Origin of the sequence: Bradyrhizobium sp. RD5-C2, assembly GCF_019972155.1 — a bacterium.
Classification (GTDB): Bacteria; Pseudomonadota; Alphaproteobacteria; order Rhizobiales; family Xanthobacteraceae; genus Bradyrhizobium.
In genome coordinates this window covers 85714-111075 of the sequence record NZ_BOVL01000008.1, presented here as the reverse complement: position 1 = coordinate 111075, position 25362 = coordinate 85714, and the positions used below count along the sequence as shown (strand labels likewise).

At 63.9% G+C, this 25362-nt stretch carries 32 protein-coding genes; 25 read left to right on the top strand and 7 right to left on the bottom strand.

Annotated elements, in window-relative coordinates:
• Positions 1 to 492 precede the first annotated feature (492 nt).
• Together BraRD5C2_RS08210 and BraRD5C2_RS08205 are read right to left on the bottom strand one after the other, a co-directional pair.
• Complete coding sequence (locus BraRD5C2_RS08210) at positions 493 to 723, bottom strand: hypothetical protein (RefSeq protein ID WP_223967783.1); 231 nt, start codon at positions 721 to 723, stop codon at positions 493 to 495.
• 58 nt (positions 724 to 781) lie between these two features.
• Positions 782 to 1039 (bottom strand): hypothetical protein, encoded by a 258-nt coding sequence (locus tag BraRD5C2_RS08205; protein WP_223967782.1) that lies wholly within the window; start codon positions 1037 to 1039, stop codon positions 782 to 784.
• A gap of 208 nt (positions 1040 to 1247) precedes the next feature.
• Between BraRD5C2_RS08205 and BraRD5C2_RS08200 the strand changes: the two genes are divergently transcribed.
• From BraRD5C2_RS08200 to BraRD5C2_RS08125, 16 genes are all read left to right on the top strand, one after another.
• A complete protein-coding gene (locus BraRD5C2_RS08200; RefSeq protein ID WP_223967781.1) occupies positions 1248 to 2570 on the top strand; it encodes a phage major capsid protein in 1323 nt (440 codons plus the stop codon).
• A 117-nt stretch (positions 2571 to 2687) separates the two neighbouring features.
• Positions 2688 to 3137, top strand: a complete 450-nt coding sequence (locus BraRD5C2_RS08195; protein WP_223967780.1) for a hypothetical protein — start codon at positions 2688 to 2690, stop codon at positions 3135 to 3137.
• A gap of 68 nt (positions 3138 to 3205) precedes the next feature.
• The gene (locus tag BraRD5C2_RS08190) at positions 3206 to 3544 is read left to right on the top strand and encodes a hypothetical protein (protein WP_223967779.1); all 339 of its coding nucleotides are present in this window, start codon (positions 3206 to 3208) and stop codon (positions 3542 to 3544) included.
• Positions 3545 to 3571: 27 nt separating this feature from the next.
• Positions 3572 to 4744 (top strand): hypothetical protein, encoded by a 1173-nt coding sequence (locus BraRD5C2_RS08185; protein WP_223967778.1) that lies wholly within the window; start codon positions 3572 to 3574, stop codon positions 4742 to 4744.
• Positions 4745 to 4776: 32 nt separating this feature from the next.
• Positions 4777 to 5397: a head-tail connector protein gene (locus BraRD5C2_RS08180; protein ID WP_223967777.1), complete on the top strand. Its 621-nt coding sequence runs from the start codon at positions 4777 to 4779 to the stop codon at positions 5395 to 5397.
• The gene (locus BraRD5C2_RS08175) at positions 5397 to 5756 is read left to right on the top strand and encodes a phage fiber-tail adaptor protein (RefSeq protein WP_223967776.1); all 360 of its coding nucleotides are present in this window, start codon (positions 5397 to 5399) and stop codon (positions 5754 to 5756) included. Before BraRD5C2_RS08180 ends, BraRD5C2_RS08175 begins: the two co-directional genes overlap by 1 nt.
• A gap of 7 nt (positions 5757 to 5763) precedes the next feature.
• Positions 5764 to 6159: a hypothetical protein gene (locus tag BraRD5C2_RS08170; RefSeq protein ID WP_223967775.1), complete on the top strand. Its 396-nt coding sequence runs from the start codon at positions 5764 to 5766 to the stop codon at positions 6157 to 6159.
• Complete coding sequence (locus BraRD5C2_RS08165) at positions 6156 to 6491, top strand: hypothetical protein (protein WP_223967774.1); 336 nt, start codon at positions 6156 to 6158, stop codon at positions 6489 to 6491. The genes BraRD5C2_RS08170 and BraRD5C2_RS08165 overlap by 4 nt, the downstream gene beginning before the upstream one ends.
• Complete coding sequence (locus BraRD5C2_RS08160; RefSeq protein ID WP_223967773.1) at positions 6491 to 7111, top strand: hypothetical protein; 621 nt, start codon at positions 6491 to 6493, stop codon at positions 7109 to 7111. The genes BraRD5C2_RS08165 and BraRD5C2_RS08160 overlap by 1 nt, the downstream gene beginning before the upstream one ends.
• Position 7112: 1 nt before the next feature.
• Positions 7113 to 7526, top strand: a complete 414-nt coding sequence (locus BraRD5C2_RS08155) for a hypothetical protein (RefSeq protein WP_223967772.1) — start codon at positions 7113 to 7115, stop codon at positions 7524 to 7526.
• A 26-nt stretch (positions 7527 to 7552) separates the two neighbouring features.
• Entirely contained in the window at positions 7553 to 9043 is a 1491-nt protein-coding gene (locus tag BraRD5C2_RS08150) for a phage tail tube protein (protein WP_223967771.1), read from the top strand.
• A gap of 87 nt (positions 9044 to 9130) precedes the next feature.
• The gene (locus tag BraRD5C2_RS08145; RefSeq protein ID WP_223967770.1) at positions 9131 to 9529 is read left to right on the top strand and encodes a hypothetical protein; all 399 of its coding nucleotides are present in this window, start codon (positions 9131 to 9133) and stop codon (positions 9527 to 9529) included.
• 50 nt (positions 9530 to 9579) lie between these two features.
• Positions 9580 to 9870 carry a phage tail assembly chaperone gene (locus BraRD5C2_RS08140; protein WP_223967769.1) on the top strand — a complete coding sequence of 97 codons (291 nt, stop codon included), beginning with the start codon at positions 9580 to 9582 and terminating at the stop codon, positions 9868 to 9870.
• Positions 9870 to 12392 carry a hypothetical protein gene (locus BraRD5C2_RS08135; RefSeq protein ID WP_223967768.1) on the top strand — a complete coding sequence of 841 codons (2523 nt, stop codon included), beginning with the start codon at positions 9870 to 9872 and terminating at the stop codon, positions 12390 to 12392. Before BraRD5C2_RS08140 ends, BraRD5C2_RS08135 begins: the two co-directional genes overlap by 1 nt.
• Positions 12393 to 12395: 3 nt before the next feature.
• Entirely contained in the window at positions 12396 to 12770 is a 375-nt protein-coding gene (locus tag BraRD5C2_RS08130) for a hypothetical protein (RefSeq protein WP_223967767.1), read from the top strand.
• A gap of 2 nt (positions 12771 to 12772) precedes the next feature.
• Positions 12773 to 13297: a DUF1833 family protein gene (locus BraRD5C2_RS08125; protein WP_223967766.1), complete on the top strand. Its 525-nt coding sequence runs from the start codon at positions 12773 to 12775 to the stop codon at positions 13295 to 13297.
• A gap of 127 nt (positions 13298 to 13424) precedes the next feature.
• On the opposite strand, the gene BraRD5C2_RS39640 is transcribed toward BraRD5C2_RS08125, so the two are convergent.
• From BraRD5C2_RS39640 to BraRD5C2_RS08110, 3 genes are all read right to left on the bottom strand, one after another.
• Positions 13425 to 13700 (bottom strand): response regulator transcription factor, encoded by a 276-nt coding sequence (locus tag BraRD5C2_RS39640; RefSeq protein WP_223967765.1) that lies wholly within the window; start codon positions 13698 to 13700, stop codon positions 13425 to 13427.
• Between the two features lie 176 nt (positions 13701 to 13876).
• Positions 13877 to 14125 carry a DUF6894 family protein gene (locus tag BraRD5C2_RS08115; RefSeq protein ID WP_223967764.1) on the bottom strand — a complete coding sequence of 83 codons (249 nt, stop codon included), beginning with the start codon at positions 14123 to 14125 and terminating at the stop codon, positions 13877 to 13879.
• Between the two features lie 188 nt (positions 14126 to 14313).
• On the bottom strand, positions 14314 to 14493 hold the full coding sequence (locus BraRD5C2_RS08110; RefSeq protein ID WP_223967763.1) for a hypothetical protein: 180 nt from the start codon (positions 14491 to 14493) through the stop codon (positions 14314 to 14316).
• Positions 14494 to 14566: 73 nt separating this feature from the next.
• On the opposite strand from BraRD5C2_RS08110, the gene BraRD5C2_RS08105 reads away from it, so the two are divergent.
• Genes BraRD5C2_RS08105 through BraRD5C2_RS08085 form a run of 5 tightly spaced genes read left to right on the top strand, consistent with a single transcriptional unit; the run spans position 14567 to position 21619 of the window.
• Positions 14567 to 14989, top strand: a complete 423-nt coding sequence (locus BraRD5C2_RS08105; protein WP_223967762.1) for a hypothetical protein — start codon at positions 14567 to 14569, stop codon at positions 14987 to 14989.
• A gap of 2 nt (positions 14990 to 14991) precedes the next feature.
• Positions 14992 to 18891: a host specificity factor TipJ family phage tail protein gene (locus tag BraRD5C2_RS08100; RefSeq protein WP_223967761.1), complete on the top strand. Its 3900-nt coding sequence runs from the start codon at positions 14992 to 14994 to the stop codon at positions 18889 to 18891.
• Positions 18888 to 19370, top strand: a complete 483-nt coding sequence (locus BraRD5C2_RS08095; protein WP_223967760.1) for a phage tail assembly chaperone — start codon at positions 18888 to 18890, stop codon at positions 19368 to 19370. Before BraRD5C2_RS08100 ends, BraRD5C2_RS08095 begins: the two co-directional genes overlap by 4 nt.
• 18 nt (positions 19371 to 19388) lie before the next feature.
• The gene (locus BraRD5C2_RS08090) at positions 19389 to 21254 is read left to right on the top strand and encodes a hypothetical protein (RefSeq protein WP_223967759.1); all 1866 of its coding nucleotides are present in this window, start codon (positions 19389 to 19391) and stop codon (positions 21252 to 21254) included.
• Between the two features lie 5 nt (positions 21255 to 21259).
• Positions 21260 to 21619: a hypothetical protein gene (locus BraRD5C2_RS08085; protein ID WP_223967758.1), complete on the top strand. Its 360-nt coding sequence runs from the start codon at positions 21260 to 21262 to the stop codon at positions 21617 to 21619.
• A gap of 442 nt (positions 21620 to 22061) precedes the next feature.
• On the opposite strand, the gene BraRD5C2_RS08080 is transcribed toward BraRD5C2_RS08085, so the two are convergent.
• Together BraRD5C2_RS08080 and BraRD5C2_RS08075 are read right to left on the bottom strand one after the other, a co-directional pair.
• On the bottom strand, positions 22062 to 22274 hold the full coding sequence (locus BraRD5C2_RS08080) for a hypothetical protein (protein WP_223967757.1): 213 nt from the start codon (positions 22272 to 22274) through the stop codon (positions 22062 to 22064).
• A gap of 167 nt (positions 22275 to 22441) precedes the next feature.
• Positions 22442 to 22624, bottom strand: a complete 183-nt coding sequence (locus BraRD5C2_RS08075) for a hypothetical protein (RefSeq protein ID WP_223967756.1) — start codon at positions 22622 to 22624, stop codon at positions 22442 to 22444.
• Positions 22625 to 22703: 79 nt separating this feature from the next.
• On the opposite strand from BraRD5C2_RS08075, the gene BraRD5C2_RS08070 reads away from it, so the two are divergent.
• From BraRD5C2_RS08070 to BraRD5C2_RS08055, 4 genes are read left to right on the top strand one after another with little or no spacing between them, the layout of a single operon-like run.
• On the top strand, positions 22704 to 23954 hold the full coding sequence (locus tag BraRD5C2_RS08070) for a peptidoglycan-binding protein (RefSeq protein WP_223967755.1): 1251 nt from the start codon (positions 22704 to 22706) through the stop codon (positions 23952 to 23954).
• Positions 23951 to 24352, top strand: a complete 402-nt coding sequence (locus tag BraRD5C2_RS08065; protein WP_223967754.1) for a hypothetical protein — start codon at positions 23951 to 23953, stop codon at positions 24350 to 24352. The genes BraRD5C2_RS08070 and BraRD5C2_RS08065 overlap by 4 nt, the downstream gene beginning before the upstream one ends.
• The gene (locus tag BraRD5C2_RS08060; protein WP_223967753.1) at positions 24339 to 24665 is read left to right on the top strand and encodes a hypothetical protein; all 327 of its coding nucleotides are present in this window, start codon (positions 24339 to 24341) and stop codon (positions 24663 to 24665) included. Before BraRD5C2_RS08065 ends, BraRD5C2_RS08060 begins: the two co-directional genes overlap by 14 nt.
• Positions 24662 to 25036 (top strand): DUF1515 family protein, encoded by a 375-nt coding sequence (locus BraRD5C2_RS08055; protein ID WP_223967752.1) that lies wholly within the window; start codon positions 24662 to 24664, stop codon positions 25034 to 25036. The genes BraRD5C2_RS08060 and BraRD5C2_RS08055 overlap by 4 nt, the downstream gene beginning before the upstream one ends.
• The last annotated feature ends 326 nt before the right edge of the window (positions 25037 to 25362 follow it).

Below are 25362 nucleotides of genomic sequence, written 5' to 3'. Positions count from 1 at the left end.
CAGCGAACGCGCTTCGTTCCTGCAAGAAGTTGATAGCCCCACAAACGTCCCGTATATGCAGAAAGTGCCAGCTCAAAAATGAACGGCCCCAGTGCCCCGGGGAGAGCACTGAGGCCGCTTGTCGTCCCGCTCCTCAACACGACCGTCTCTTTAACAGCGAAACTTGCCACTTGTTCCCGAAAAAAGAACGGCCCCAGCGTATCGCCACGCTGAGGCCGTTCCTTTTCCTAATGCTGTCTCGGACCGCGCTTGCCTCAAAATAACGGCCTTACCGGGTCTAAAAGCTTTTCTTAATGAAACATCAGCTTGCCCGGTAGCCGGATCATCGAATCAGGCGTGCGCGTCGTCAACTGATATATGTGAATCAAGTCTAAATTTATTGCCACATTTTCCCGACGGGGGTCAGCACCGCAGGCCGAGAGCACTCAGATCGGCCGCGGAGCTCGCGCCGGTGATTGGCGCGAGCATTCGACTAAGTGCGTTCGCGCTGATTTACGCGGCGCGTTGCTTGTCTGCCTGTTCCTTGATGGCGGTCGCGGTTTCGTCCAGCCCATTCTCGTAATTGCCGGTGAATCTCTCAAGGGTATCAGCCCACATCCTCAGCATTGAGACCTGAAAATGCAGCATGGGCTTCAAGGCACTCATGCCGATCGTTGTCGCTGCCGCCATACGCTTTTGCGGTTCCTGGAGAAGGCGGGTTGCGTTGTTCATCTCGTCTGTCATGCGGTTTGCTCCTTCGATTGGTTGTCGGGAAAAAGACGAAGATCGGTCACGCACTGCGTCATTCCAAACATTTGGCCAAGGCGCGATCTGCGACGAGTCTCGCACTTCGGTCGTCGTGCAGTTCGTCTAGAGTTTTCAAGTAGGTTACTGCCGCAATTTGTAAGAGATCGAAATCATAGCCGCCTGAATCGCAGAGATCAGTGACATAGCGATCGAGGGCGGAACGCCTCTTGTCGTTCTCGTTGATGCCGTTGTTAACCAGCAAGTAGTTCCGCCAAGCAAACGCACACGCGGCTTGTCTTGTTTGAGCAGTCATAGGCGTCCTCCTTGGAAAGAAGGACTGGGGGAGCCGTTTCGTTCCGAGATTTCTCAGACGTAATGCTGTTCCATGGTGGCGTCGATCACGCGCCGCTTTCCCGCTTCAGTTCCTGAGTTGCTCGACCCGCGCCGTCGCCTGGACAGCGGGAACGCGGGCTCTTTCTCCGTCCAGGCAAACCACACAACCAACAAGGAGTCACAGATCCATGCGAGTGGACATCAAGCAGCTGCGCCAGGCCCGCGCCAACAAAGCGAAAGATGGCAAAACCGTGCTCGAGCAGCTCAACGCGCTGCAGGGCAAGCCTACTCTGACCGAGGCCGAGACCGCGCAGGTTGGCGAACTCGAGTCCAAAGTCGACGCGCTCGAGGCCGAAGTCGCCGAGCTGGACAAGCAGATAGCGGTTGAGGAGAAGAAACTCCGCCGCGCCTCGTTGTTCGGCTCGACGGCACTCGGCGGCCCGGCGCTGGCGACCGTCGTCAACGATACCGACCCGGCGCGGACGGCGGGCTTCAAAAGCCTGGCCGAGTTTGCCGTCTCCGTGCGCAATCTGCAGGTCAACGGCGTTGCTGACCCGCGCTTTGCCGCTGCGGCGAGCGGTTACCAGCAGAACCAGGGCTCCAGCGGTGAGGGCATTCTCGTCCCGACCGAGTGGCGCGAGCAGATCTGGTCGCTGGTGTTCGACGACAACGACCTGCTTGGCTTCTGCAATCCAGAGCCGACGCAGGGCAACACGGTTGGCATCGTGAAGGACGAGACCACGCCCTGGGGCGCGGCCGGCGTCCAGGCGGCCTGGCGCTCGGAAGGCTCGCAGATGATCGCCACCAAGGCCGCGCTCACGCCGACCATCATGCAGCTGCACGAGCTGTATGCCTTCGTCCTCGCGACGCAGGAGATCCTCGACGACGCGCCGCGGTTGCAGAACCGCATCCTGACGCAGGCGGCCCGCGCGATCCGCTGGAAGGCGTTTGAGGGCGTTGTCAACGGTGACGGCAACGGCAAGCCGCTCGGCTTCATGAATTCGCCGGCGCTGATCACCGTGGCGGCCGAAGCCGGCCAAGCCACGGGTACGATCGTGACCGCCAACGTCCTGAAGATGATGGCGCGGCTGTTCGAGATGCCGGGCGGCAGCCCGCAATGGCTGGCCAACCGCGACACCATTCCGCAGCTCGGCACCATGACGATCGGCAACAACGCGGCCTGGCTGCCGATCAACCAGGCGCTGTCCGGTGGTGCGATCCGCAAGGGAGGCATTCTGCTCGGCGAGCAGCTGTCCTTCAACGAGCATTGCCAGACGGTCGGCACCGCTGGCGACCTCGTCCTGGCCGATCTCTCCGGTTACGCTCTGGCGACGAAACAGGGCGGCGGCATCGACTTTGCCGCGTCGATCCACCTCTACTTCGACCAGAACCTGACGGCCTTCCGCTGGATCTTCCGTGTCGGCGGGCAGCCTTATCTGTCCAAGCCGATCCCGCCGGCGAAGGGCAACAACAGCAAGTCGCATTTCGTGGCGCTTGCGACGCGGCCCTGATCGCGCGCCGGCATTGCAAGAGAAGCCGCTCCGGAAACGGGGCGGCTTTTTGCTGTCTAGGGTAGAGGCTCGCGCAACCGGCGCCGCCTCGACACAGCAGAATCGAGGTGATTTCAAATGTCTGGACCCGCAAATCTTTCGTCGCAGCGCGTTGCGATCGTCGACTCCATCGCGCCGCAGTCGACCGCTGCGACCGTTACGTCAGGTTGGATCGATGCGACCGTGTTTCACAACTTCCTGGCGCTGGTGCAGCTCGGCGCGCTCGGTGCCTTGGCAACCGTCGACGCCAAGCTGCAGCAGGCGACCAAGACCGACGGCACCGGGACCAAGGATGTCGCCGGTAAGGCCATCGTGCAATTCACGAAGGCGAACAACGACGACAACAAGCAGGCCGCGATCAACGTGAAACAGGAGGATCTCGACTTCAACAACGGCTTCAAGTTCTTCCGCGTGTCGATCACGGTCGGCACCGCGGCGTCGCTGGTCGGCGCCTCCGTGCTCGGGCTCGATGCCCGGTATGGCTTCGCATCCGACAACACGAACGCGACCGAGGCGCAGATCATCTGACGCTGCAACCGCCTCCGGCCGCTCGGCCGGGGGCGCCTTTTTCCCTTCCCCATAGTCGAGGATTTCCGATGGCCGATACCATCAACAACGCCGTGACGATCGCGCTCGGCGCAAGTCTGTCGGGCGCGCTCTATGTCGGTGAAAAGATTGCAGTCGGCATACTGATGCCGGCGGCTGGTTGGGATGCCGCGGCGCTGACGTTCCTGGCGAGCGTCGACGGGCAGAATTTCTCGAGCGTCTATGACTCGAGCGGCAACGAGCTGACCGTCCAGGTGGCGGCCTCGCGCTACATTTATCTCGACCCGACCGCCTTCGTCGGCGTCAACCAGATCAAGGTCCGCTCCGGCACCTCGGCGGCGCCGGTCAATCAGACCGCGGCGCGCGCGCTGACGCTCGTCACGCGCTGACCTCATCCAAGGGCGAGCGAGGCCGTAATGAGCATTCTTCTGCCGGTCAGGAAGATCCTGAGCCCGAAGGGGCGCGCTCGCCTTGTGAGGCGTGTGGCCGCCGGCGCTGACCTCTCGGCCTTCATGTTCTCCGATAGTTTCAACCACGCGGCCGCGGTGCTTAACGGGCAGACCGCCGACAAGGGCGGCAATTGGATGACCACCGGCACTGGCGCCCTCGACCTCAAGACGGTCGGGACTGGCGCCGGCGCTGGCGCCCAGATGGCGAGCGCGGCGACGGTCGCCTATGCCGCCAATGTGACGCCGCTGCCGCAGACACCGGCATGGATGACGGCGAAATGGACCTTCCAGACGTCCATCGATATTCCGGTCGCCAACGCCTTCATGACGACGAACACGTTCACGTCAGGCAAGGCGCTGCACGCCGCGACCTCGCTCATCGCCGGCAACACGTTCTGGAACGTGACGCTGCTCGATGTGGCGGCATCGACGTTCACGCCGTGCGCATTCAACGTCAACAATGCCGGGTACGTGCTCAAAGCCAATGAGGCTTACGCGACCGACATCTACACCAACGGGATGTTCTGCAAGATCACGCTGACGGACCACACCGGCACCGTTGTGATGTCGCAGACGCTCTACGACCCCGATATGTCGACATATGTTGGGCTCTACTTCTTCTTCGAGCATCTCACCACAACGAGCTTGCTGACCACGAATGTCGGCGTGCGGCCGAGCCTGCCGAACGGTTGGACGTGGCCCACCATCTCGCCGCTATTCCCGAACTCGAGCACCGGCTGGTCGCTCATCACCGGATTTGGCAACAGCCCGTTCGGTGGCAGCGCGACGCAGGGCAGCGGCAAGGTCACGTTCGCCGGAGCCACCTTTGGGGCAGGTGGTGCGCTGGCGATGCCGGCGCTCCTGACGACCGACAAGGTGTGGTTCTCGATCGATGTCACCAACTTCACCGGCACCGATGGTCGCGCATTCGTTGCCCTGGCGGATGCGGGTGGCACTGTTGGGCCGTCTGGCTTCGTCACCATCACCGGCAACGGCCGAAAACAGGGCGTCATCTCTCCGGCGAACACCAACGCGCAGAACCTCCTCGTCTGTGCGACCAACCTTGTCGGTGATCCGACGTTCAGTTGCGACATCAGCACTAAGTTCTTGGTGTTGAAGAATCCGCCGACGACGCCGTAAATTTTCCCTAGAGAACCTCGGTTCATTCACCCATGCTCCGCATCTCCCGACGACCCGCCGGTTATCCGGTCTCGCTCGACGAAGCCAAGGCGCTGCTGCGCGTCTCGGGGACGGCGAGTGATGCGCTGATCAGTGGCCTGATCGGCGCTGCCACTGCGCATTGCGAGGCTCTTGTGCAGCGGGCCTTTGTGCCGCGCACGTTTCAGTGGGTGCTGGCGCATTGGCGGCATGTGATCGAGATACCGATCGCGCCGGTTGCCGGCGATGCGATCGCCTCGATCAAGTATGTCGATTGGGTGTCGGAGGCGCAGCAGACGCTCGATCCGGCTACCTATGTCGTGCAGACCAGGGGTGACAGCGTCCGCATCTTCCCTAAATTCGACACATGCTGGCCGGTGCTGTTCTCCTACGCGCCGGAGCCGGTCGTGATCGAGTTCGATGCCGGCTATGAGGACATCGACGATCTGCCGCCGAACGTTAAGGCGGCGATCCTGCTGCAGATCCGACACCTCTATAGCCTTGGCGGTCGCGATCCCGGCCTGGTCAAGGATTCAGTGATCGGCGTCAGCGAGAAGGGTTGGCAGGCCTCGGCCGATGTCGCCAAGATGATCCCCGACGCCGTCACGGCGCTGATGCTGGCCGAGGTGTGGTGATGGCCGATCGCGTGGTCAAATCTCCGCGTTATCCGCGAACGCTGCTGTTCTGGCCGGCAAAGGCGCCGGAGGAGGCGGCTGACTACGGTTTCGACTGGACCGATGTTCTGCTTTCGCCGGTCGAGTTGGCGCGCCGCGGTTCCGGTGAGAACGTAGAGCCCTCGGACGGCATCAAGAACTCGAGCTACGTGCTCCCGCCCGGAATCGTCGCCAGCGCCTCGAGCAACACGGCGACCGCGACGACCGTCACGCTGACCGGCGGCGTCGAGGGTGCGATCTACAGCATCATCAACCGCGTTGACACCGCGGGCGGCCGGTTCTTCGAGCGTACCGTCAAGCTGCGCGTCCGCGCGAAATGAGCCCGCGATGGACCGGCTCACGGCGCTGGTCGCGATCGCGCACCTGAAACTGCGGCTCGAGCTGCTCGAGCGGCATCCGCAAATCCTGGAGGCAATCGACATGATCGATATCAAACGGCCGATCGAGCTTGTCGGCATGCGCTCGCGCCTGGCGCGGGCGAAGAAGCTCGAGGCGGACATCGGCGTGACCGGCCAGCGCTATGATCGCGTGCTGGACAAGATCGACGACCAGCACAAGGCGCTGCAGGGGCACGCCGGCGAGCTCGAGAACAACTCGGCGCAGCTCGAGCAGCTGCTCGGCACCATGATCGCGGGGGACAACGGCGGCCCAAACGATGGCGAGGCCGGCTCGAACGGCTCCGAGGTCGGCCAGGTCATCACCAGCAAAGTTGACGGCCAGTGACACCCGACGATTCCCTCGACCAGCATCGGCGCATGATCGGCGAGGTCGGCGAGACTATCGTCGTGCGCCGGCGGCTCAATGGCGCCATCGTGGCCGAGGTCGAGACCACGGCGCGCGTGATGGGCTACCAGCCGCGCGAGATCGCCGGGATGATCCAGGCCGGCGACCGCAAGGTCATCGCCCTGGTCGACACACTGGCCGCGCTGCTGCCGCTGACGGCGGCCGACAAGCTGGTGATCCGCAATCGGGAATGCGCCATCAAGTCGGTCGACGACAACACCCGCCGCATCGCGGGCGTCCTGATCGCGCTCGAAATTCAGGCTGCTGGCTGATGCTTTCCGGCTCGATCGACCCGCTCGATCTCGATTTCGAGGTTTTGATCCGCGAGGAGTTCTCGCCGGCGGCGCGGAGCGCGGCGATCGCGGCTGTGGCGCGCGAGCAGCTCGCGGAGGCGCAGGCGGTCAATGTGGCCGCGCTCAGCTTTGTGCCGGCGCATTCGACGCTGGTCGACGGCCAGGCCGGCGCTGCCGAGGACCAGGTCCGGCCGGATGGCGTCATCGTCTACACGTTCCAGCTGCTGCCGGAGATCTTCGGTTGGATCGTCGAGCAGCTCCGCGCGCATGCGCCGGTGCTGACGGGCCGCTTCCGCGACTCGTTCGAATTCTACGCCGATGGCGCCCTGGCCGACCCGTCCGGCGAGATCCCGGCCGCCTCGGAATATGTGTTTCTGTCGCCGCTGGCCTATGCCCGCAAGCTCGAGGAGGGCTCCTCGCGCCAGGCGCCGGATGGCGTGTTCCAGGCCGTGGCGACGCTTGCTGCGCAGCGGTTCGGCAACCAGGCGCTCATCCGCTTCGTCTACCGGGCGCCGATCGACGGCGCGCTGTTGACGGGCAGGGCCGGCGGTCGATCGGACCTGCGCGTGCCGGCGATCTCGATCCAGTTGAGGGGCTGAAATGGCGCGACAGGCAGTAATCGACGCGGTCAAGGCGCGGCTCGGCGACGTGTTCAACGGGTGCCCGGTTCTCGACCAGGATGCGGCGGCGCAGGGGCTGGCCGATGGGTCGATGTACCTGGTGCTGCAGTTTCCGGTCGCCAATGAGCGCCAGATCACCATCGGCGCGCCTGGTGCGAACGTATGGCGCGAGGAGGGCGCGTTTCGCCTGGTGCTCTCCGTCCGGACCGGCGATCCGCTTGCGCCGGCCACTATGCTTATCGACCAGGCGCGCGCGATCTTCCGGGGCAAGCAGTTCAGCGGCGTCACCACCTATGCGCCGAGCCCGGCGGTGCAGGGCGACCCGCAATTCGTCGGCGGCACGCGCGTCGAGCTGTCGTCGGCAGTCCCGTACCAATCCGACTTTTTCGCCTAACCCTCAATCCATCGGAGAAAGCAGACATGACTGATCTTCAGTCGACGAACCGCGTTGCCCTGGCGAAGGTGCGGGAGGCCGCCTTCGGCGTCATTCCCGCCAATCCGGCTTTCAAGCAGATCCGGCAGACCTCGAGCGGGCTCAACGCCAACCCGAAAACCGTCACCACCAACGAGATCCGCGGCGATCGCCAGGTGACCGACCTGATCCTGGTCGGCGAGGAGGCCGGCGGTGCGGTCGGTGGTGAGCTCGCGTTCGGCGTCGCCGATGACGATCTCGAGGAGGCGCTGCAGGGGACCTGGTCGAACAATCCGGCCATCGTCGTCGCAACGCTGGATACCGAGATCTCCGACGTCTCGGCGACCACGCTGACGGTTGCCGCGGGCGGCGCTGCCTTCGTCGCCGGCATGTTGACGCTGCTGCAGGGGTTCACCACGCCGGCAAACAACCGCCTGGCGCGCGTGAATGCGTCGACCGCAGGCACTATCGTCTATCCGGCCGCGACCTTTACGGCCGAGGGGGCGCAGATCCCGGTCGGCGCCTCGGTGCGCCAGGTCGGCTTCGAAGGCGCGGCCGGCGATCTCGCGGCCGTCACGGTCGGCGGCAACGGCCTGACCTCGGCTGCGCTGGATCTGACGACGTTCGGCCTTTCCCCTGGCGAGTGGGTGCGGCTCGGCGACGGGGACAATGCCGGCTTTTCCTTCACCGGCACCGCGGTCAACAATGATTTTTGCCGGATCTCGGCGGTCGCTGCGCACAAAATCTCGTTCGATCGCGTGCCGGCAGGCTGGGCGGCCGACGCCGGCGCCGGCGTCACGCTGCGCGTGTTCAGCGGTGATTTCCTGGTCAACGGCTCGACCAAGCGATCGAATACGATCGAGCGGCAGTACCTCGACCATACGCCGGTCACTTACGAGTATCTCCGCGGCATGACGCTCAACACGCTGCAGGTCGAGGGCAAGGTGCAGGCGGTCGCGACCTACACCAAAAATTACATTGGCCGCGACGCCTATCTGCCGTCGCCGATGGCGCGCGCGACCGGCGCGACCGACGTTGCGGCGCCGACTTACGACGTTCTCAACACCTCGAGCAATGTCGGCCGCATTGGGTTCGATGGTTCGACCATCACCGGGCCGAACTTCGTGCTCGGCGCCAGCTTCACCATCAACAACAATATCCGCGCGCAGCAGGCGATCGGCTCGATCGGCGCGGTCGGTACCGGCAACGGTGAGTTTTCCGTCAGCGGCTCGCTGCAGACCTATTTCGGCGATCCGTCGATCTATCGGAAGATCGTCAACAACACGCTGACGTCATTCGACATGCGCGTCGGGCGTTCCGATGGCAACCGGGAATCGATCCTGTTCGATTTTCCCAGCATCAAGCTGGGCTCCGGCTCGCCATCGGTCAGCGGCAAAAATCAGGACGTCACGATCGACGGCGGCTTTACCGCGATCCGCGACGCGTCGCTCGGCTTCACCATGTCGGTCGGCCGCTTCTGGTATCTGCCATCCAAGTAACGGGCGATGGCGCCGGCGATTGCGATCGCCGGTGCGTCTCTCACACTGCCACCATCAACCGAGGCTACACAGATGAAGCTCTCTTCCATGAAAGTCGACTCCGCCCTGATCGAGCAGGGCGACTGGGTCGACAACATTCCGAACCTGCCGGGCATCCGTATCAAGGCGCGCGGTACCAACAACAAGGATTACCGCGCGCTTGAGGGCAAGCTCGTGCGCCAGATCCCGACCGGCGACCGCGCCGAGGGATTGTCTCCGGAAGATCAGGACCGCATCGCCGGCACGCTGCTGCTCGAAACGGTCGTGATGGACGTCGACGGCCTGACCGAGGATGACGGCAAAACGCCGATGAAATACACGCGCGAGCTCGGCGAGCAGATTCTGCTCGATCCGGATTTCCGCACGTTCCAGGCCGGCGCCGCCTATGCCGGCGGCGTCATTGCGCAGCGTCGCAAGCCGGTCCAGGAGACCGAGACAAAAAACTGATTGACGTCCTGACCTGGCAGCTGGATTGGGCCGACAAGATCGACGCGATCATGCAGGCGGCCACGGCCGCCGGCGTCCCGCTCCAGACGCTTCCCTGCGTCGCGAGCCGCGTCGATCTGTTCGGGCATCTCTGGTTTGAGGCCGATGCTTTTCGGCGGCTCTCCACTGATCGCCCGATCGGCTTCGACCGCGGCCCGATTCCCTGGCGCTCGATCCATCTCTATGCCGAGCGCTACGGCCTGGTGCAGGACGACTTCGATCGCTTCGCCGAGATCATCCACGCAATGGATGCGGCCTATCTCGACTATCACCGCAAGCTGAAGCCGAACGGGGGCAATTGATGCCGTCGCTTGATACCATTCGCACCGTCACGATCCGCGGCCAGTCCGATGGCGTCGACCAGACGCGGGCGGCGCTCGACCGCCTCACGGCCTCGATCCAGGCGGCGAATGAGAACCTCTCCAAGACCAAGCAGGTCGCCAATGACAACCGCGACGGCTTCGCGATCACCGGCGAGGGCGCGGCCTCGGCTGCCAACCATCTGCGGCAGGCCGCAGAGGCCGCCTATGCGTTCTCGCCGGCGTTCCGCGGCGTGGTCAACGGGATGGCCGTGCCGGCGCTGCAGGGCGCCGGCGTGGCGCTGGAGGCGGTCGCCGCCGGCATCGTGACGGCGACCAATGCCGCCGGCACTGGCGTCGTGCGCATCGGCACCGCGATCGAGACGACCTTCCCGGCCTTTGCGCTGCTCGCCGGCAACGTCAAGACGGCCGGCGCGGCCATGGAAGCGTTCAGCCCGTCGCTCGCGGGGACGGCGGCCACGATCGGCTCCAGGCTGCTGCCGGCGCTCTCGCTGCTCGGCAAGGCCTTCCTGATCGTCGACGTCATCAAGTCCGTGGCGCAGGCCTGGGAGCTCGGCAACGCCAAGCTCGCCGAATATGTCGCGCTTTCGGAGAAGGCCGCGGCGTCCGGCGTGTCGACCGAATTCTATCAACGCATCGCCAAGGCGGCCGAGCAGGCCAAGACGCCGGTCGAAGCGCTGACGGAGGTATTCAAGAAATTGAACGACGCTGCGGCGCCGCGGCTCGGCGGGACCACGGCGCAGAACCGCCTCGACGAGCTGGTCAAGGCGGGTAATTTCTCCGGCAACACCGGCGTCGGCGACCTCAAGAACGCGAATTCCAACGAGGAGCGCCTGCGTGCGGTCGCCAGCCTGGTCGACCAGGCGCTCGACAAGGGCCAGCGGCTCGCGGCGATCGATATCACGCGCTCGTTTCTCGGCGACCAGGCGGCGGCCAACCTGGCGAAGGATTCCGGCTATCTCGACGACCTGATCGAGAAGGCCGATCGCATCAAGGCCGATGACCTGATTTCGGCCGGCACGATCGCCAACGCGGTCGAGCTGCAGGACCGGCTCGACGCGGCCGAGAAGATCCTCTCGCAGCGCTGGCACCCGATCCAGGACCTGCTGACCCAGCTCGGCATCAAGATGAAGGAGACCTGGGTCGATATCGTCGAGGAGATCGCCAAGGCGGTCGACGCGGTGTTCAAGCTGGCCGAGCGGATCGGCGCGGCCTTGTCGCCGATGGTCGATTTCATGCATGGCATCGGCGACCTGCTGCAGAAGGCGGCGCCCTATATCGGCGCACTGCCTGTCGTCGGCGCGCCGGCGTCGACCGCGATCAATTCAGCCGGTAAGTTGCTCGGCTCGTCGGACACCACGGCGGCTGACAGTGCACAACGCGAGGCGCTGCTCGCCGATGCGCGCAAGCGCCTGGCCGAGGGCTTGAACCGGCAGGCCGACAAGTCGAAAGCGCCGCAGGTCGCGCAGGAGGCGAGCGCCTACGATCGCGCGACGGAGTCGCTGGAAAAATACATTCAGGTTACCAGCGCCGCCGCGACCACGGTCGGCAAGTCGGTTGCCGAGCAGGAGAAGGCCAAGGCGGTTGCGCAGTTGACCGCGGCGGCCATGAAGGATGGCACGCCGATCACGGCCGCGTTGCGCGCCGAGATGGACAAGCTCGGCGAGCGCGCCGCTGCGGCTGCGCAGGCGCTGGAACGGGCCAAGGTCGCGGCGGACATCAAGTTCAACCGTGACACGTCGCTGCTGTCGCAGGATGACGTGCAGATCGCGCAGCAGCTCAAGGGGCTCTATCCGGACGTAACGACGGCGCTGCGCAGCGTCGAGGCGCAGGCGATCCGCAGCAACAATGCCTTTAAGGAAATGGGCTCGGCGATCGAGCAGAACCTGACCTCCGGCCTCACCGATATCGTGTCGGGCTCCAAGACCGCGGCGCAGGGCTTTACCGACATGGCTAACGCGATCATCAAGGCGATTGAGCAAATGATCATTAAGATCACGATCGTGGAGCCGCTGATGCGCTCGCTGCAATCGTCGTTTGGCGGCGGCGGTCTGTTTAGCTTCGGCGGCGCCGGCGGCACGGCCGCGCCGACGCAAGGGGCTGGCGGCCTGGCTGCCATCCATCACACCGGCGGCATCGTCGGCGACCCGTTGATGCCGACGCGTTCGATCCATCCGGACTGGTTCGCCGGCGCTCCGCGCTTCCACACCGGCGGCATCGCCGGCGACGAAGTGCCGATCATCGCCAGGCGCGGCGAGGGCGTGTTCACCGAGGGCCAGATGGCCGCGCTCGGCGCCGCAGCTGCCGGCGGCGGCCAGGGGGCAAAGGTCACCATCAATAATTACAGCGACGCCTCGCCAACGGTTCAGAAGTCGTCGAACGGCGACGTCACTGTCACTTTGCGCAAGATGGTTGACGGCGCGGTCGGCGACTCGCTCTCGGCCGGCTCCGGCCGGCGCGTGCTGGGCAGCCAGTACGGCGTCAAGCAGTTTACGGGGCAATAACGCATGCCGCTTCCGTCCTGGCCGATCGCATCCTACATGCCCGATCCCGACAGCTTCCGCCCGCTGCAGCGGATGCTCGACCCGCTCGCAACCGACATGGAGGGCGGCAACACCCGCCAGCGTCCGCGGCCTGGCGATAATGTCGGGACCGTGACGCAAACGATCTGGATGCCGATGGCCGAGCACGATGTTTTCGTCGCCTGGGTCAAGGGCACGCTCGGCAATGGCACGGGGCGGTTCACCGCGAATATCTGGCTCGGCTCGAGCTACGTCACCAAGGTCTGCCAGTTCATCAAGCCGGGCTCGCAGCTGCTCTATGGCTATCTCTCGCCGGATAAGGTCGCGGTCACCATGACGCTGCGCGTGTACGACGTCTAATCATGCCGACGCACAATGAAGCTCTGCTCGAGGCCTATGCCTCTTGCCCACCCTCGGCGCGGATCTATTACACGCTCGAGGTCTGGCAGTCCTCATTCGATCAGCCGGCGCGCATCGTCGCCAATGTCGGCGATGACATGGCGTTCGGCATCGAGGTCGGCGCCGTCCGCAACAGTGGCGAAACCGTCACTTTCATGGCTTGCCCGTTTCAGGCCGGCTATCCGGAGCAGCGCGAAGGGCAGCCGCCGTCGATCAAGGTCAAGATCGACAACGTCGCGCGCGAGCTCGTGCCGAAGATCCGGACCGCGCAAGGCACGCGCGAATATCTCCAGGTGCTGTATCGGGAATATTCGACGCCGGATCTGAGCGAGCCGGCCTATGGCCCGGTCGAGTTCGAGCTCCGCAACGTCGCGATGGTCGGCGCCTCGCTGACCGGCGACGTCATGGTGAAGAACCTGCGGAATAAGCGGTTTCCGCGCATCATGAAGAATTATGACTACGTGCAGTTTCCGTCGCTGCTGCCCTAGAGGTGGGACGGGGAAAGTCGGCTCGAAGCGACAAGCATCGCATCACTTAATGAAGGAGGCCGCCAACTGAGGCGGCCCCTTTGATTGAGCGACCCCAGCAACCATTGGGGGCCTGTGTGAAGGAAGGCTAGTTGCTGGGGCCATCTACCGGCTCGGTGCTTCGAGCCAGGTTCGAACTGGAAGTGGGTCGCAGCTCTCGCGAAGGCCATCTAGCGAATTTTTCCGCGGCATCCACGATCTGAGTCTGAGAATGGATTTTCAGCTTCCTGAGTAAGCGAAGACGCTGGACAGATACTTGTGCTTCGGTCCCCCCGATCTGCGCGGCAATTGCAACATCACTCCGCCCCCGAGCCATGCGCCTCAGGAGCTTCTTTTCGCGCGGACTCAGGATGAGCGCCTTCACAACATGAACATAGCGATGGCGGCAATGGCGAGTGGGCTGAGCCCGAGTAAGACGATGGAAACGCGTTCAATTAGATCACGGCCCATGACGCAACTCCTGCGTTGGAGCTGAAACCTACTCCGATGAACCACAGCAGAATAGTGCAAATTGTGCCTCTACAGGCCAACTGAGGTGCCTTACTGGAGGCGTTTAATCTCGAACGAGAATGTAGCGTGCATTACCGCGCCGACCTCGTCGCGCACCTCAATTGTCAATTGCCGTGCTGATCCCCCGTCCGGTGAAACTCGCCGCACCTCATCTCTGGCAAAGTCGCCGAGCGCCCGTGCGGCTTCGTCCTGGACAGCTTCCAGGGTTGAAAACAGCATCCCCTCGTCATCCGAGACGACGCCTTGCTCGTCGCGTAGATCGAAAAAATATCGACGCATTGGGTGCGCTCCCATGTGAGGCGGGAGCATGCAGCACTCTCAGTCACCGATAGTTGCCGAGGTCCGTTCGGTGATGACCCACCAATAATCGAGTGATCTCACTGTTCCTACCCGGGCAAGTCCGGGTGATGTGCAGATGGCCCGTGTTCAGTTCCAACGTGAACATTGGCTCGGAACATTTGAGCGCGCTAGCCGCCGGGCCGAGAATCCTTCATCGCGCGTTCGACCTCATCAGCCAGATTGCGCTGATGGGCAGCTAGTTTGGCAAAAAGCGCTTTCTTCGTCGCGTTGGTTGCTAGCTTGCTGATGAGTTCGCACTCCTCGGCTTCGACGCGCAGCTTCTCTAAGTGCGCCGCCATGTCCTTCATTTTGAGCTTCCCCTTTGACGCTCGGGAGAGTTCTGCAAGTGGAACTTATTCGCATTAACCTATGATAACAATTGTGCAATCCGCCGGGCTGCGTTCGGCCTTCCTTTCGCCGTTGATCGGCGAGGCATGGGCCTGGCAATCCCGCAACTGCTGGGATTTCGCCTGCCATGTGCAGCGGGAGCTGTTCGGCCGCGAGCTGCCGCGCGTTGCGGTGCCGGACGGGTTTTCCGAGCGCTGGGTGCTCGAGGCGATCGCCGGGCATCCGGAGCGCGCGCTCTGGCGCGAGGCGCCGGAAGGGCTGGGCGGCCTGGTGACGGCCGCTGATGGCGCCCTGGTGCTGATGGCGCGCCTGCGCTTTCCCGCGCACATCGGCGTTTGGATGCGGCCCGAGGCGCGCGTCATTCACTGCGACGGCAAGACCGGCGTCGCCTTTGAGACCGTCCTGGCGCTGCGCCAGATGGGCTGGAAAAAGCTCTCTTTCTTCGAGCCAAGATAAACATGCACAGATCTGTCAAACGATTGTCGGCGCCGGAGATCGGCGCGCCGCGGCCGCGCGCTCGCCGTGCGCGGCGCCGTGATGCCGCGCGCCAGCCTGTGCTGCACCTGGTCGCGCCTGGCCTCGAGGTCGCCCGCGCCGAGCCGTTGCCGCGCGAGACCTTCACGGCGTTCCTGCGCCGGACCGGCTGGGCATCGCGCGATCGCCGCTACGGCTGGCAATTCCGTAAGGGCCTGCCGACCGTGCTCGAGGTCAACGGCGAGCCGGTTCTGCGCAAGGATTGGCGGCGCCGGCGCATCCGCGCGGCCGATACCGTGCGCTTTCTGTCCTATCCGCTGGGCGGCGGCGGCAACACGATGAAGCAGGTGATCGGCGTGGTCGCGCTGGTCGCCATCACGGCCTTTGCCGCATGGGCCGGGCCGGCGCTCGCTGGGTTGGCCTTCTCCGGCGCGACAGCAACCATCGCTGGCGGCGTTGCGACGGCCGCGATCAGCTTGGGCGGCGCGCTCCTGGTCAATGCGCTGGTGGCGCCGAAGGCTGGCGCCACCAATACGCCGTCGGCGACGCAGGACCAGATTTATTCGGTCATGGCGCAGGGCAACGTTGCCAAGCTCGGCCAGCCGCTGCCGGTCTGGTACGGCCGCGTGAAGGACTATCCGGATTTTGCGGCGACGCCTTGGGCCGAGTTCGTCGGCAATGACCAATACCTCAACGTGCTGCTGTCTCCGACCATGGGCAGCATGGCGTATGAGGCGATCTATGTCGACGACACGGTCCTCTGGGACTCAACCAACGGGATCTCGGCGACCTTTCCGGGCGCGCAGATCGCGTTCTATGAGCCGGGCGCAACGGTCACGTTGTTCCCGACCAACGTCGACCAGTCCTCCGAGGTTTCCGGCCAGCAGCTGCCCGATGGCACTGGTACGGCCGGCGGCTTCTTTGTCGCGCCGAGCGCTACGACATCCGGCGCCTGGCTCGGCCCGTTCGCGGCCAACCCGCCAGGCACGCTAGCGCAGTCGATCGCGGTCGACTTCGTCCTGCCGGCCGGCTGCGCCACCTTCAACCAGGGCAGCAACGGCGCAAAGATCGGCTACGCGCGCATTCCGCTGACCGCGGAATATTGCCCGATTAACGACGCCGGCGCGCAGACCGGCGCGTTCCAGACGCTGTTCTCCGGCGTGTACCTGTACGGCACCACCAGCCCGATCCGCGACAGCCGCAAGGTCGACGTCCCGGCTGGCCGCTATGCCGTGCGCTTTCGCCGGGATGACGCGGCCTTCAGCACGGATCTCGGCTCCAACCAGGTCGCATGGGCTGGGCTGCGGTCGTTCCTGCAAAACCACAATTCGTTTCCCGACGTCTCGACTGTCGCGATCCGCCTCCTGGCCTCGCAGTCGACGCAGGGCGCCTACAAGTTCGGCGTGCTCGGCACCCGCAAGGTGCTGGTGTGGAACGGCTCGAATTTCGTGCTGCAGGCGACGCGTAATCCGGCATGGGCGTTTCTCGACGCCGCGACCAGCGGGCAGTACGGCTCTGGCCTTCCGATTTCAAAGGTCGATTTCAACGCGGTCATGAACCACGCGACCGGCTGCGCCAATCGCGGCGACACGTTCGATTATCGCTTTACGACCGCGGTCGCCGTGCCGGAGGCGCTCGACAAGATCCTGACGCCGTCGCGGGCGCGGCACTTCTGGCTTGGCGACACGATCTCGATCGTGCGCGACGAATGGCGCGACGTCCCGACCATGATGCTCAGCGATCGCGAGATCGTGCGGGATTCGACGCAGGTCTCGTTTCAGATGCTGGGCGAGGAAGATCCCGATGCCGTCATAGTCGAATATCTCGACGAGGAAACCTGGCTGCCGGCGCAGGTCCAGTATCCGCCGAACACCATCGGCTTCACTGCAACCTATGCTGAGACCAAGCGCGTCGACGGTATCGTCAACCGCGACCAGGCGTTCCGGGAATGCGCCTTCTACTACCTGCAATCCATCTATCGACGCGAGACGGTGCAGCTCGATGTCGAATACGAGGGCAGGGCGATCACCTATGGTTCTGTGGTGCGCGTGCAGTCCGAGCTGCCGATGGCGTATGGCTATGGCGGCGCCGTTGTCGCGGTCGCCGGCCGCACGTTGACGCTCAACCCGGCGCCTGGCTGGGATGGCGGCCCGACCTATATCCGCCTCCGGCAGGCGAACGGTAAATCATTCGGCCCGATCCTGTGCACCGAGGGCGCGGATGCGTCCCAGGCCGTGCTCGACGCCGGCAGCCTGGCCGCAGCGCAGACCGCCCAGGCGACCACGCTCGCGGCCGTCCTGGCCCGCGAGGACGGCGGCGAAGATCCATCGTTTGAGATCGGCGCCGGCGACAACCAGTCCCGGCTTTGCGTCGTGCTCAATGGCGTGCCGAACGGCGAGCTCTGCACACTGAGCCTGGTCGTCGACGACCAACGCGTCCATGCGACGGATCTCGGCAATCCGCCCGTGCTGCCGAGCCCGCAGTTTCCGAGCAACGACAAGGTGCCGCTGATCGCCGGCCTCAATGCCAGCTTTGGGCAGGGCACGGCCGAGCCGATGCTGTCGGCGAGCTGGTTTCCGGCCGCCGGCGCGCTCTACTACATCGCCGATGTCTCCTATGACGCCGGCGCGTCCTGGGCGCAGGTCTATGAGGGCGCGGCGAACCAGTTCGACCAGGTCGTACAGAACGCGGCGCTGCGGCTGCGCGTCCAGGCCGTCAACTCGGCTCTGCGCGGTCCCTATTCGACGGTCGACCTCGAGGCGCCGACGATCGTCATCTCGGACGGCGCGGTCGCGCTGAAATCGCTGCAGGAGGGCATCAAATATGCCGTTACGACCTTGCAGCAGCAGCACGCGCAGGACATCGCGGATCTCGAAACCGCGATGTCCGACCAGATGCGCCAGGTCGCGGCGCGGATCACACTCGCCAAGCAGGCCGGCAACCAGCAGGCATGGGACCAGCTGCAGCAGGTCGAGAACCTGGTCCAGGTGACGGCCGATGGCATCAATGCGTCGATCGACGACGTCCGGACCGTCGCCTACGACACCAAGACGGCGTTCGCCGATTACAAGGTCACGGTTGCCGCACAATTTGGCGACCTCGGCGCGTCCGTGACGGAGCAAGCGACCGCGATCGCGACGCTCGACGGCATCGTCGGCGCGAGCTGGGGCGTCAGCATCAACGTCAACGGCGTTGTGACCGGCAGCATTCGCCTCGACGGCGGCGCCAATTGGTCCGCCTTCATCGTGCAGTCCGACAAATTCCAGGTTCAGCTCCCTGGCTATAACGGCGGCCTGGCGATCCCGGTGTTCACGGTCGGCACGATCAATGGCTTGCCGGCGGTCGGCGTCGCCGCGAATGTCTATCTCGACGGCAGTATCTTCACTCGCATGATTGGCGCCGGCCAGGTGACGGCCGTCAATATTCAGACCGGCACGATCACGTCTGACAGCGGCGTCATTGGCGCGCTCAGCGTCAAGAGCCTCAGCATTGGCGATAACGCGATCATTACGCCGATCGTGCAGAGCATCAGTGCGATCGCCGTGGGCGGTTCAACGACGGTCATTGTGGGGACAACGCTCTCGCTCGACACGACCGGGTTGGCGGGCAAGACGATGACGCTCTACTTGAATTGCCCGCTTGTGGTCTACGAGTCGGGGAGCATCGCGTCCAATTGCACGTTCACCGCTTCGCTGAACGGCTCTGTCGTCTCGCAATATACGTTCTCCGGCCAGAACGTCTCCTTCACTCCGACGCTTTCGGGTTCGGTCCAGATCGCGGCAACGGGCGGCGTGATGGCGATCCCTGTTAGCGTGACGATGAGCAATCCCGGCTTCTGGGGCGTTGCGTCCGGCTCGATGTTCATGATGGCGGCAAAGCGATGACGATCGTCCACTTTTGCAGCGCGACCGGCTATATCCGGTCGTGGGGAAATGCCGAGCCGATCGACGGCAAGAGCAATTTCCCCGATCACTATATCCTGCGGACCGCGGATGATCGCGACATTGATCCGCTAGAGGATATGGTCGACGTCGCGCTGGTTGGTCCGTTTCAGAGGCCAGAGGACGCCATCGTCGCGCGACCCGCTGCTGAAAAGCGCGTGCTTCTGATCGAGCGGCTCGCGCTCGCCATCGTGCTCGCGGTCTCCGCCGAGCTGGCGTCGACCGATCAATACATGGTTCCGGATCGGCCGGTCGCGAACCGCGAAGCATGGGCGACGTTCCGGCAGGCACTTCGCGCTCTGTCCCGTCTGCCTGACGCGCGGACGATGGCGCGCAATTGGCCGGCTCGGCCGGACGCTGGGGCCGCGCCGGCGCAGATCCTCGACCTGTTGGCGCAGATCGATGCGCTCGCACAAAGCTGATTTCGGAGAGACCATCCTATGCCGAACCTGATTTATGCGACCGGCACCGTGGCCATCGGCGCCGGCGCCGTTTCCGTTGCCGGCGCCGGCGGCCCGCTCTGGGCGTCGAACATTCAGCAATTCGACAAGCTGATCGTCGACGGCTTCGCCGGCGTCGACATTCTCGGCGTGACCGATGACACGCATCTCGTCATCGCGAAATGGCCGTTTGCAGCGGTGCCGGCCGGGACCGCGTACCAGATCCTGCAGACCAGTCCGCTGCGCTTCAATGGCGCGCAAAACTCGGCCGAGGTCATCCGCCTGACCGGCGCGCTCGAGGCTGACGGCTTTTACATCTTCGTGCGCTCCGACCAGGCCGCTCCCGATCCGTCCAAGGGCGACGACGGGCAGTATGCGCGGCAGCCGTCGACCGGCAAGGAGTGGCTGAAGACGGGCGGCGTGTGGGTTTACCAGGGCGTCAACAAGGCGCTCGGGCAGCCGGCGCCCTATGATCCCGCGCATACATACGCTCTCAATGACGTGGCGACGTTGAACGGTTCGTCGTTCGTCTGGAGCAACGCGACGCCTGGCTCGGGGCACGCGCCGCCCGATGCGACCTACTGGCAAGTGCTGGCGGCCAAGGGCGATACAGGCGCGACGGGACCGCTGGCGTGGCTGCAGACAGCGACCTGGGTGACGGGCCAGAACTATGTCGCGGCGGCGCCGGCGTCGATCGTGGTGTATCCGCTCAACAAGAACATCTACCAGTGCATCGTCCCGCATCTGTCGACCACGTTCGAGGCCGATCGGGCGGCTGGCAAATGGCTGCTGATCGCTCAAGGGTTGGCTGAAGGAACAAGCACGTCGTCGCAATCGATCGGTCTCGGCAGCGTTCTCTTTCAGACTCAAATTGATCTGTCGTACCTGAACGGCGCGCGTCTGCGCGCGTCGTCCAGCGGCTCAATCAACAATTGGGTCGAGGGTCAGTGCACCTACAATCCCGCCAACGGGCAATTGATCCTTTTCCGCGATAAATCCAATGGCGCGGGAACATTTGCGGATTGGGCATTCAGCCGCATCGGTCAGCCGGGCGCGGGCGATCTGTCGTCGACTGCGAACCTCGCCGATCTTGGCGACAAGTCCGCAGCCGTTAAAAATCTTACATTGCCGACGCTGTTGAGGTCAGCGTTGAACGGTCTGAAAATCTCGCAGACCGGATCGACAAATAGCTTCGCTGTCAGTGCCGGCACTGCGGCTGATAGCACCGGAGCGGATTTCATCAGCATCCCAGGCAACATCACGAAAACCGGCGCGGCATTCGCTGCCGGCACAGGCAATGGATGCTTGGATACCGGCGCGCTTGCGGCTCGCTTCTATCATGTCTTTGCGATCAAAAACCCGACGGCCGCCGCAACCGATATCTTGATTTCGGCCAGCGCAACCGCACCGACGATGCCGTCCGGTTTCACGCTGTTCAGGCGCATCGGCGCGGTTTGGTGGTCAACGTCATCCAGCGTGTTTCTGCAAATCCTGCAGCGCGGTCGCGAGTTTTGGTGGCCTGGTGTTTCAATCGACGTCAACGTGACCAATCTCGGAACGACGTTGACGAATTACACGCTTGCCAGTGTTCCGCCCGGTGTCCAGGTCCAGGCCATTCTTACGGTCGCCGCCTGGAACAGCACGCTCAACACCATTTGGTGGGTGCACGACAAGGCGTTGATCGACAACATACCGGGTTACACCAACGGCGGCACTGGGATCGAGGTGACGTCCGGTGCAAGCGGCAACATGGCTGAAATTCGAGTTTGGACCGATACGTCGCAAGGCGTTGCAGCGCGATCGTCCGCTGCGAGCACGACGTTGAAGCTCATGACTCGCGGTTGGTATGATCCGTTGGAGGGATAATCATCATGGGGTTCATTGAACGGAACGATGCCGGCATTATCGTCGGTTGGTTCGGCTGTCTGCAGCCCGATCGCGCGCTTGAACAGGTTGCGGACGATGATCCGGCGGTTCTCGCGTTTCTCAATCCGCCGGCGCCGCTGCCGGCTTCCTGCACCAAGCTCGGCCTGAAGCGCGCCTTTGACGAGCTCGGCACATGGGCCGCGGTTAAGGCGGCGATCGCGGCCGACGCGAACGCCCAGGAGGAGTGGGATCTCGCGACCGAGATCCGGCGGGCTGATCCTCTGGTTCAGCACATGATTACGATCGTCGGCCTCACCGACCCGGAGGTCGACCAGCTTCTTATTCGCGCAAACGCCCTGGTCTAAGCGGGTTGGGCTGTGAGAACGAAAGCAACTATCAACAAGGTTGCGGCGATGACGACGCAGCCGAGTAATGTGATCCAGTCGGTTTGTCTTTTCATGCCGACACGGTGTTCTTCCCTCCACGGGTCGAACACGTTGACGTAAGTCAAAGCCGATCGACCTGCCCCGACTTTCGCGCAAGCGCCTTGGTCTGACCGGCGCCGCCGGCTGAACCCAGGGCAGATACTGAGCGGCAACGCGCTTCCTACCTTCGTCTTTCTAGGTCTATTGATTGCGGATCGGTGACGAGAAGTTGGAACAAGGCCCGGTCTCCCGCGTACTTCGCGGCTCGTCGGGTCTTTTCCCGTCCGGCTAGGAGTATCTTGCCGGAAGGATCGCGAACCTCCCATTCCCAGCCGCGTCTATGGCGGTCGGTCAGGACGACGTCCAACATTGTCGTAGCTGCCTAGGCCGTGGCTGGACGCGATCGTCGCGAGACGGCGCCCAGCTCGAGAGGAAATATCGACCTCGACAGCATTTCTATCGCGGTCTGCTCCTCCGAAAGGCGCCTTTCCAAATACTGACGCTCAAGTGCGGAGAGCTGGGTTTCGAGCAATCTGCGGTATCGATGGATGTTGTTGCGATGGCTCCGCAACAGCGCAAAATCTTCGTCAGTCATCGTCGTCATCCTTTGACGGTCGTATAATTTTCCTTGAAAAATGGGAGGGCCTTGCCCGGTCGAAAACTTAGAACACATGCGCAGACTGTCAAGGCCGGGTTGGCGCGGATGAGACTTCTCTGTCGGGGTCGTTGGCATCTCCGACAGGCAGGTTGACCAGCCGATCTTCAGCCCTGTTTGTCTTCTAACTTTGGCGCCTTCCCGAAGGCCTCCTCACTCTCTGCCAAGACCCGGTAGCTGTGCTCCATCGCCGCCAGATAGCGGCGGGTAAAGTGGTCTTTGGCCATCGCTTTGGCCTGCCGGTAGTGATCGGCACGGTCCCTGCAATCTCCAGGTGTCATCGCTTTCATTTTCGGCGCTCTCTGCCGAATTAACGACGGCCGTGAATACCTGTTCCTGGCCCCGTTTCATCACACAAGGACTATCACGATGACCAGCGCAGTCATTTCTGCGAGCGCTATCGATTTGCATGGCATCTCCCGTGCGACCTTTGACCTGATCGTCAGCGCCGAGGTCACCAGCTCGGCCTGGTATTCGAAGCATCTGAGCGGCGCGACCTGGCCTGGCGAACAGTCCGGCGTGACGATTGGCTGCGGCTATGACGTCGGCCAGACGACGCGGCAGCAGTTCCTGGCCGATTGGTCGCGCAAGATCCCGGACGCGATGCTGCAGGCGCTGGCGAAGTGCTGCGGCGTCACGGGGCCGGCTGCGGAAAAGCTGGCGCGCAAGCTGCGCGGCGTCGTCGACATCCCTTGGGACGTCGCGCTCGAGGTTTTCTCGAGCCATGACATTCCGCGCTATCTGGCGATCTGCCGGCGGCTGCTGCCTGGTTTCGACGAGCTCTCGCCGGATTGTAAGGGCGTCATCCTGTCGATCGCCTTTAACCGCGACGCTGGCGGCTTCAACAAGCCGGGGCCGCGCTGGTCGGAGATGCGGCAGATCAAGGCGGCGATCGGCAGCGGCGAGCTCGCCAAGATCCCCGGCCTGATCCGGTCGATGAAACGGCTCTGGCCTGACAGCAAGGGCCTGCGCATCCGCCGCGACGACGAGGCGGCGCTATTCGAGCACGGCCTCGCAATGTCGCATCCGCAAGAGCATGCCAAGCTCGCGACGACGCCGGCGCCGGTCGATCCGGAGGCGGTCGCGTATGTGCAGCGCCGGCTGCGCGAACTCGGCTATTACGACGTCGGCCAGGTCGACGGCGAGCAATCGCCGCAGGGGCGGACCGAGGGAATGATCCTGGCCTATCGCAACGCGCGCGGCCTGCCGCTGACGCCTGCGATCGACGACCAGCTGATCGCCGAGCTAGGCAAGCCGCAGGCGCCGCGCCCGGTCGCCGAGACGCGGGCGAGCGCGATCGTCGAGGATCTCCGCGACGAGGGCTCGCAGACAATCGCGCTGACCGATCGCGCCAAGGGATGGGCCGGCAAGATCTTCGGCGGCTCGAGCGGCCTCGGCGGCGCCGGCGTGCTCGCCTGGCTTACAGACCGCGCGACGCAGGTCTCGGCCGCAAAGGACGCGGTGGGTGGCCTCGGCCTGACGCCTGGCGCGATCCAGGCGATCGCGATCGGTATCGCCGCCCTGGTCGTCGTCGCCGGCGTCGGCGTCCTGGTCTGGTTTGTTGCTGACCAGCTCGAGCGGCGCCGCCTGGCTGACTATCGCGCGGGGAAACACGCATGAGCTGGGTCGTCGCAATCGTCATGCGCCTGGCGGGCCTCGCCGGCGTCAACCTCTCGCCGTTTGCCGCCGGCGCGCTGTGCGCTGGCGGCCTGGCCGTCGTCGCCGGCGGCGCTGCGATCGCCGGCGGCGCGCATCTCTACAACGCCGGCTTTGGCTCGGCAGAGGCCAAGTGCGAAGCGGCGCAGGTCGCCGCGCAGAATGCTCAATTGCAGGCGCGCCTCGAGGAGAAGGATCGCCAGCTCGTTTTCGCCAATGCCCTGCAGCAGCGCGACGCCAAGCGCGCCGCGGCGGCCGAGGCGCAGATCCAGTCTAACCAGGGGGCAATCGATGCAACGCCGGCTAATCCTATCAAGTGTTTTACTCGCGACATGTCTCGCCGGGTGCGTGGCGTCAGGTAGCGTCGACAAGCTGCAGGCTCCGCCTCCGGACGCGCCGAACATTCCGGCGCTGCCGGCGGACGTTGCGGCCTGCGAGCGCGCGCCGGTCGATACGCCGGACCGCGAGCTCGACGCCGGCGAGATCGAGCGGCTTTGGAAAACCGACCGTGCCGCGCTGGCAAAGGTCAATGCCTGCCTGCGTCGCGCCGTCTGCCAATACCAGGACATCCGCGAGGGCATCGGCCGCGTGGACGGCGTCGCCTGCGAGAGCGCGCCGCCGGCGAATGCGCCGGCGCACGGTTTCAGCCTGTTCAAGCGAAAGAACGCGAAATGAGCGGTGATGATAGTGGCAGCTTAAATGCTGCCTTGCTTCAAATGGCCGCTAAGATCGGTGGGCTTGAATCTACGGTATCGACGTTGCTGCAGACATGGCAGCGAATGGAGGAAAAGGCCTCGGAAGGGCGAAAGGATCTCCATCGGAAGGTTGACGACCTCCGCGCGGACATGACGGCATTGGGCGCGCAGGTGGCGACGGCTACGAAGGACATCGCTGACATGAAACCAACAGTCCAGACCGTCCAAAGCGTCCAGGCGCAGGCCACCGGCGTTCGTAATCTCAGCCGTTGGCTTTATTGGTTCGCTGCTCTCTTGAGCGGAGGCGTCGGCTGGATTTTGACCACCTACCTTGATATGCATAAGCGGTGAACGAGCGCGTCGCGCTGTTGCCGGTGATCGCAACTAACCAGCCTTGCCGCGGTTCGATCACCAATCGGTTCGCAGTTCATACCGATGCTTCAATCTAAACTCCGTGGCTCCCGCCGCGTGCTGGATTCGATCGAGATCGGCGCCGTCCCTGACCGTCGCGTGAAGTTTCCAATCCGGGTTCGCCTGAATAACTTCCACATGGCAAACATATTCGCCGCCGGGAAAGCTGCGAATCTCGCGCAAAGCGATTAATTCCAGGTCCCTCGCCGATATTGGCGTTCTCATGATCTGAGCCTCGCCCTCTAAGTTGCCACCGGATTGACTAC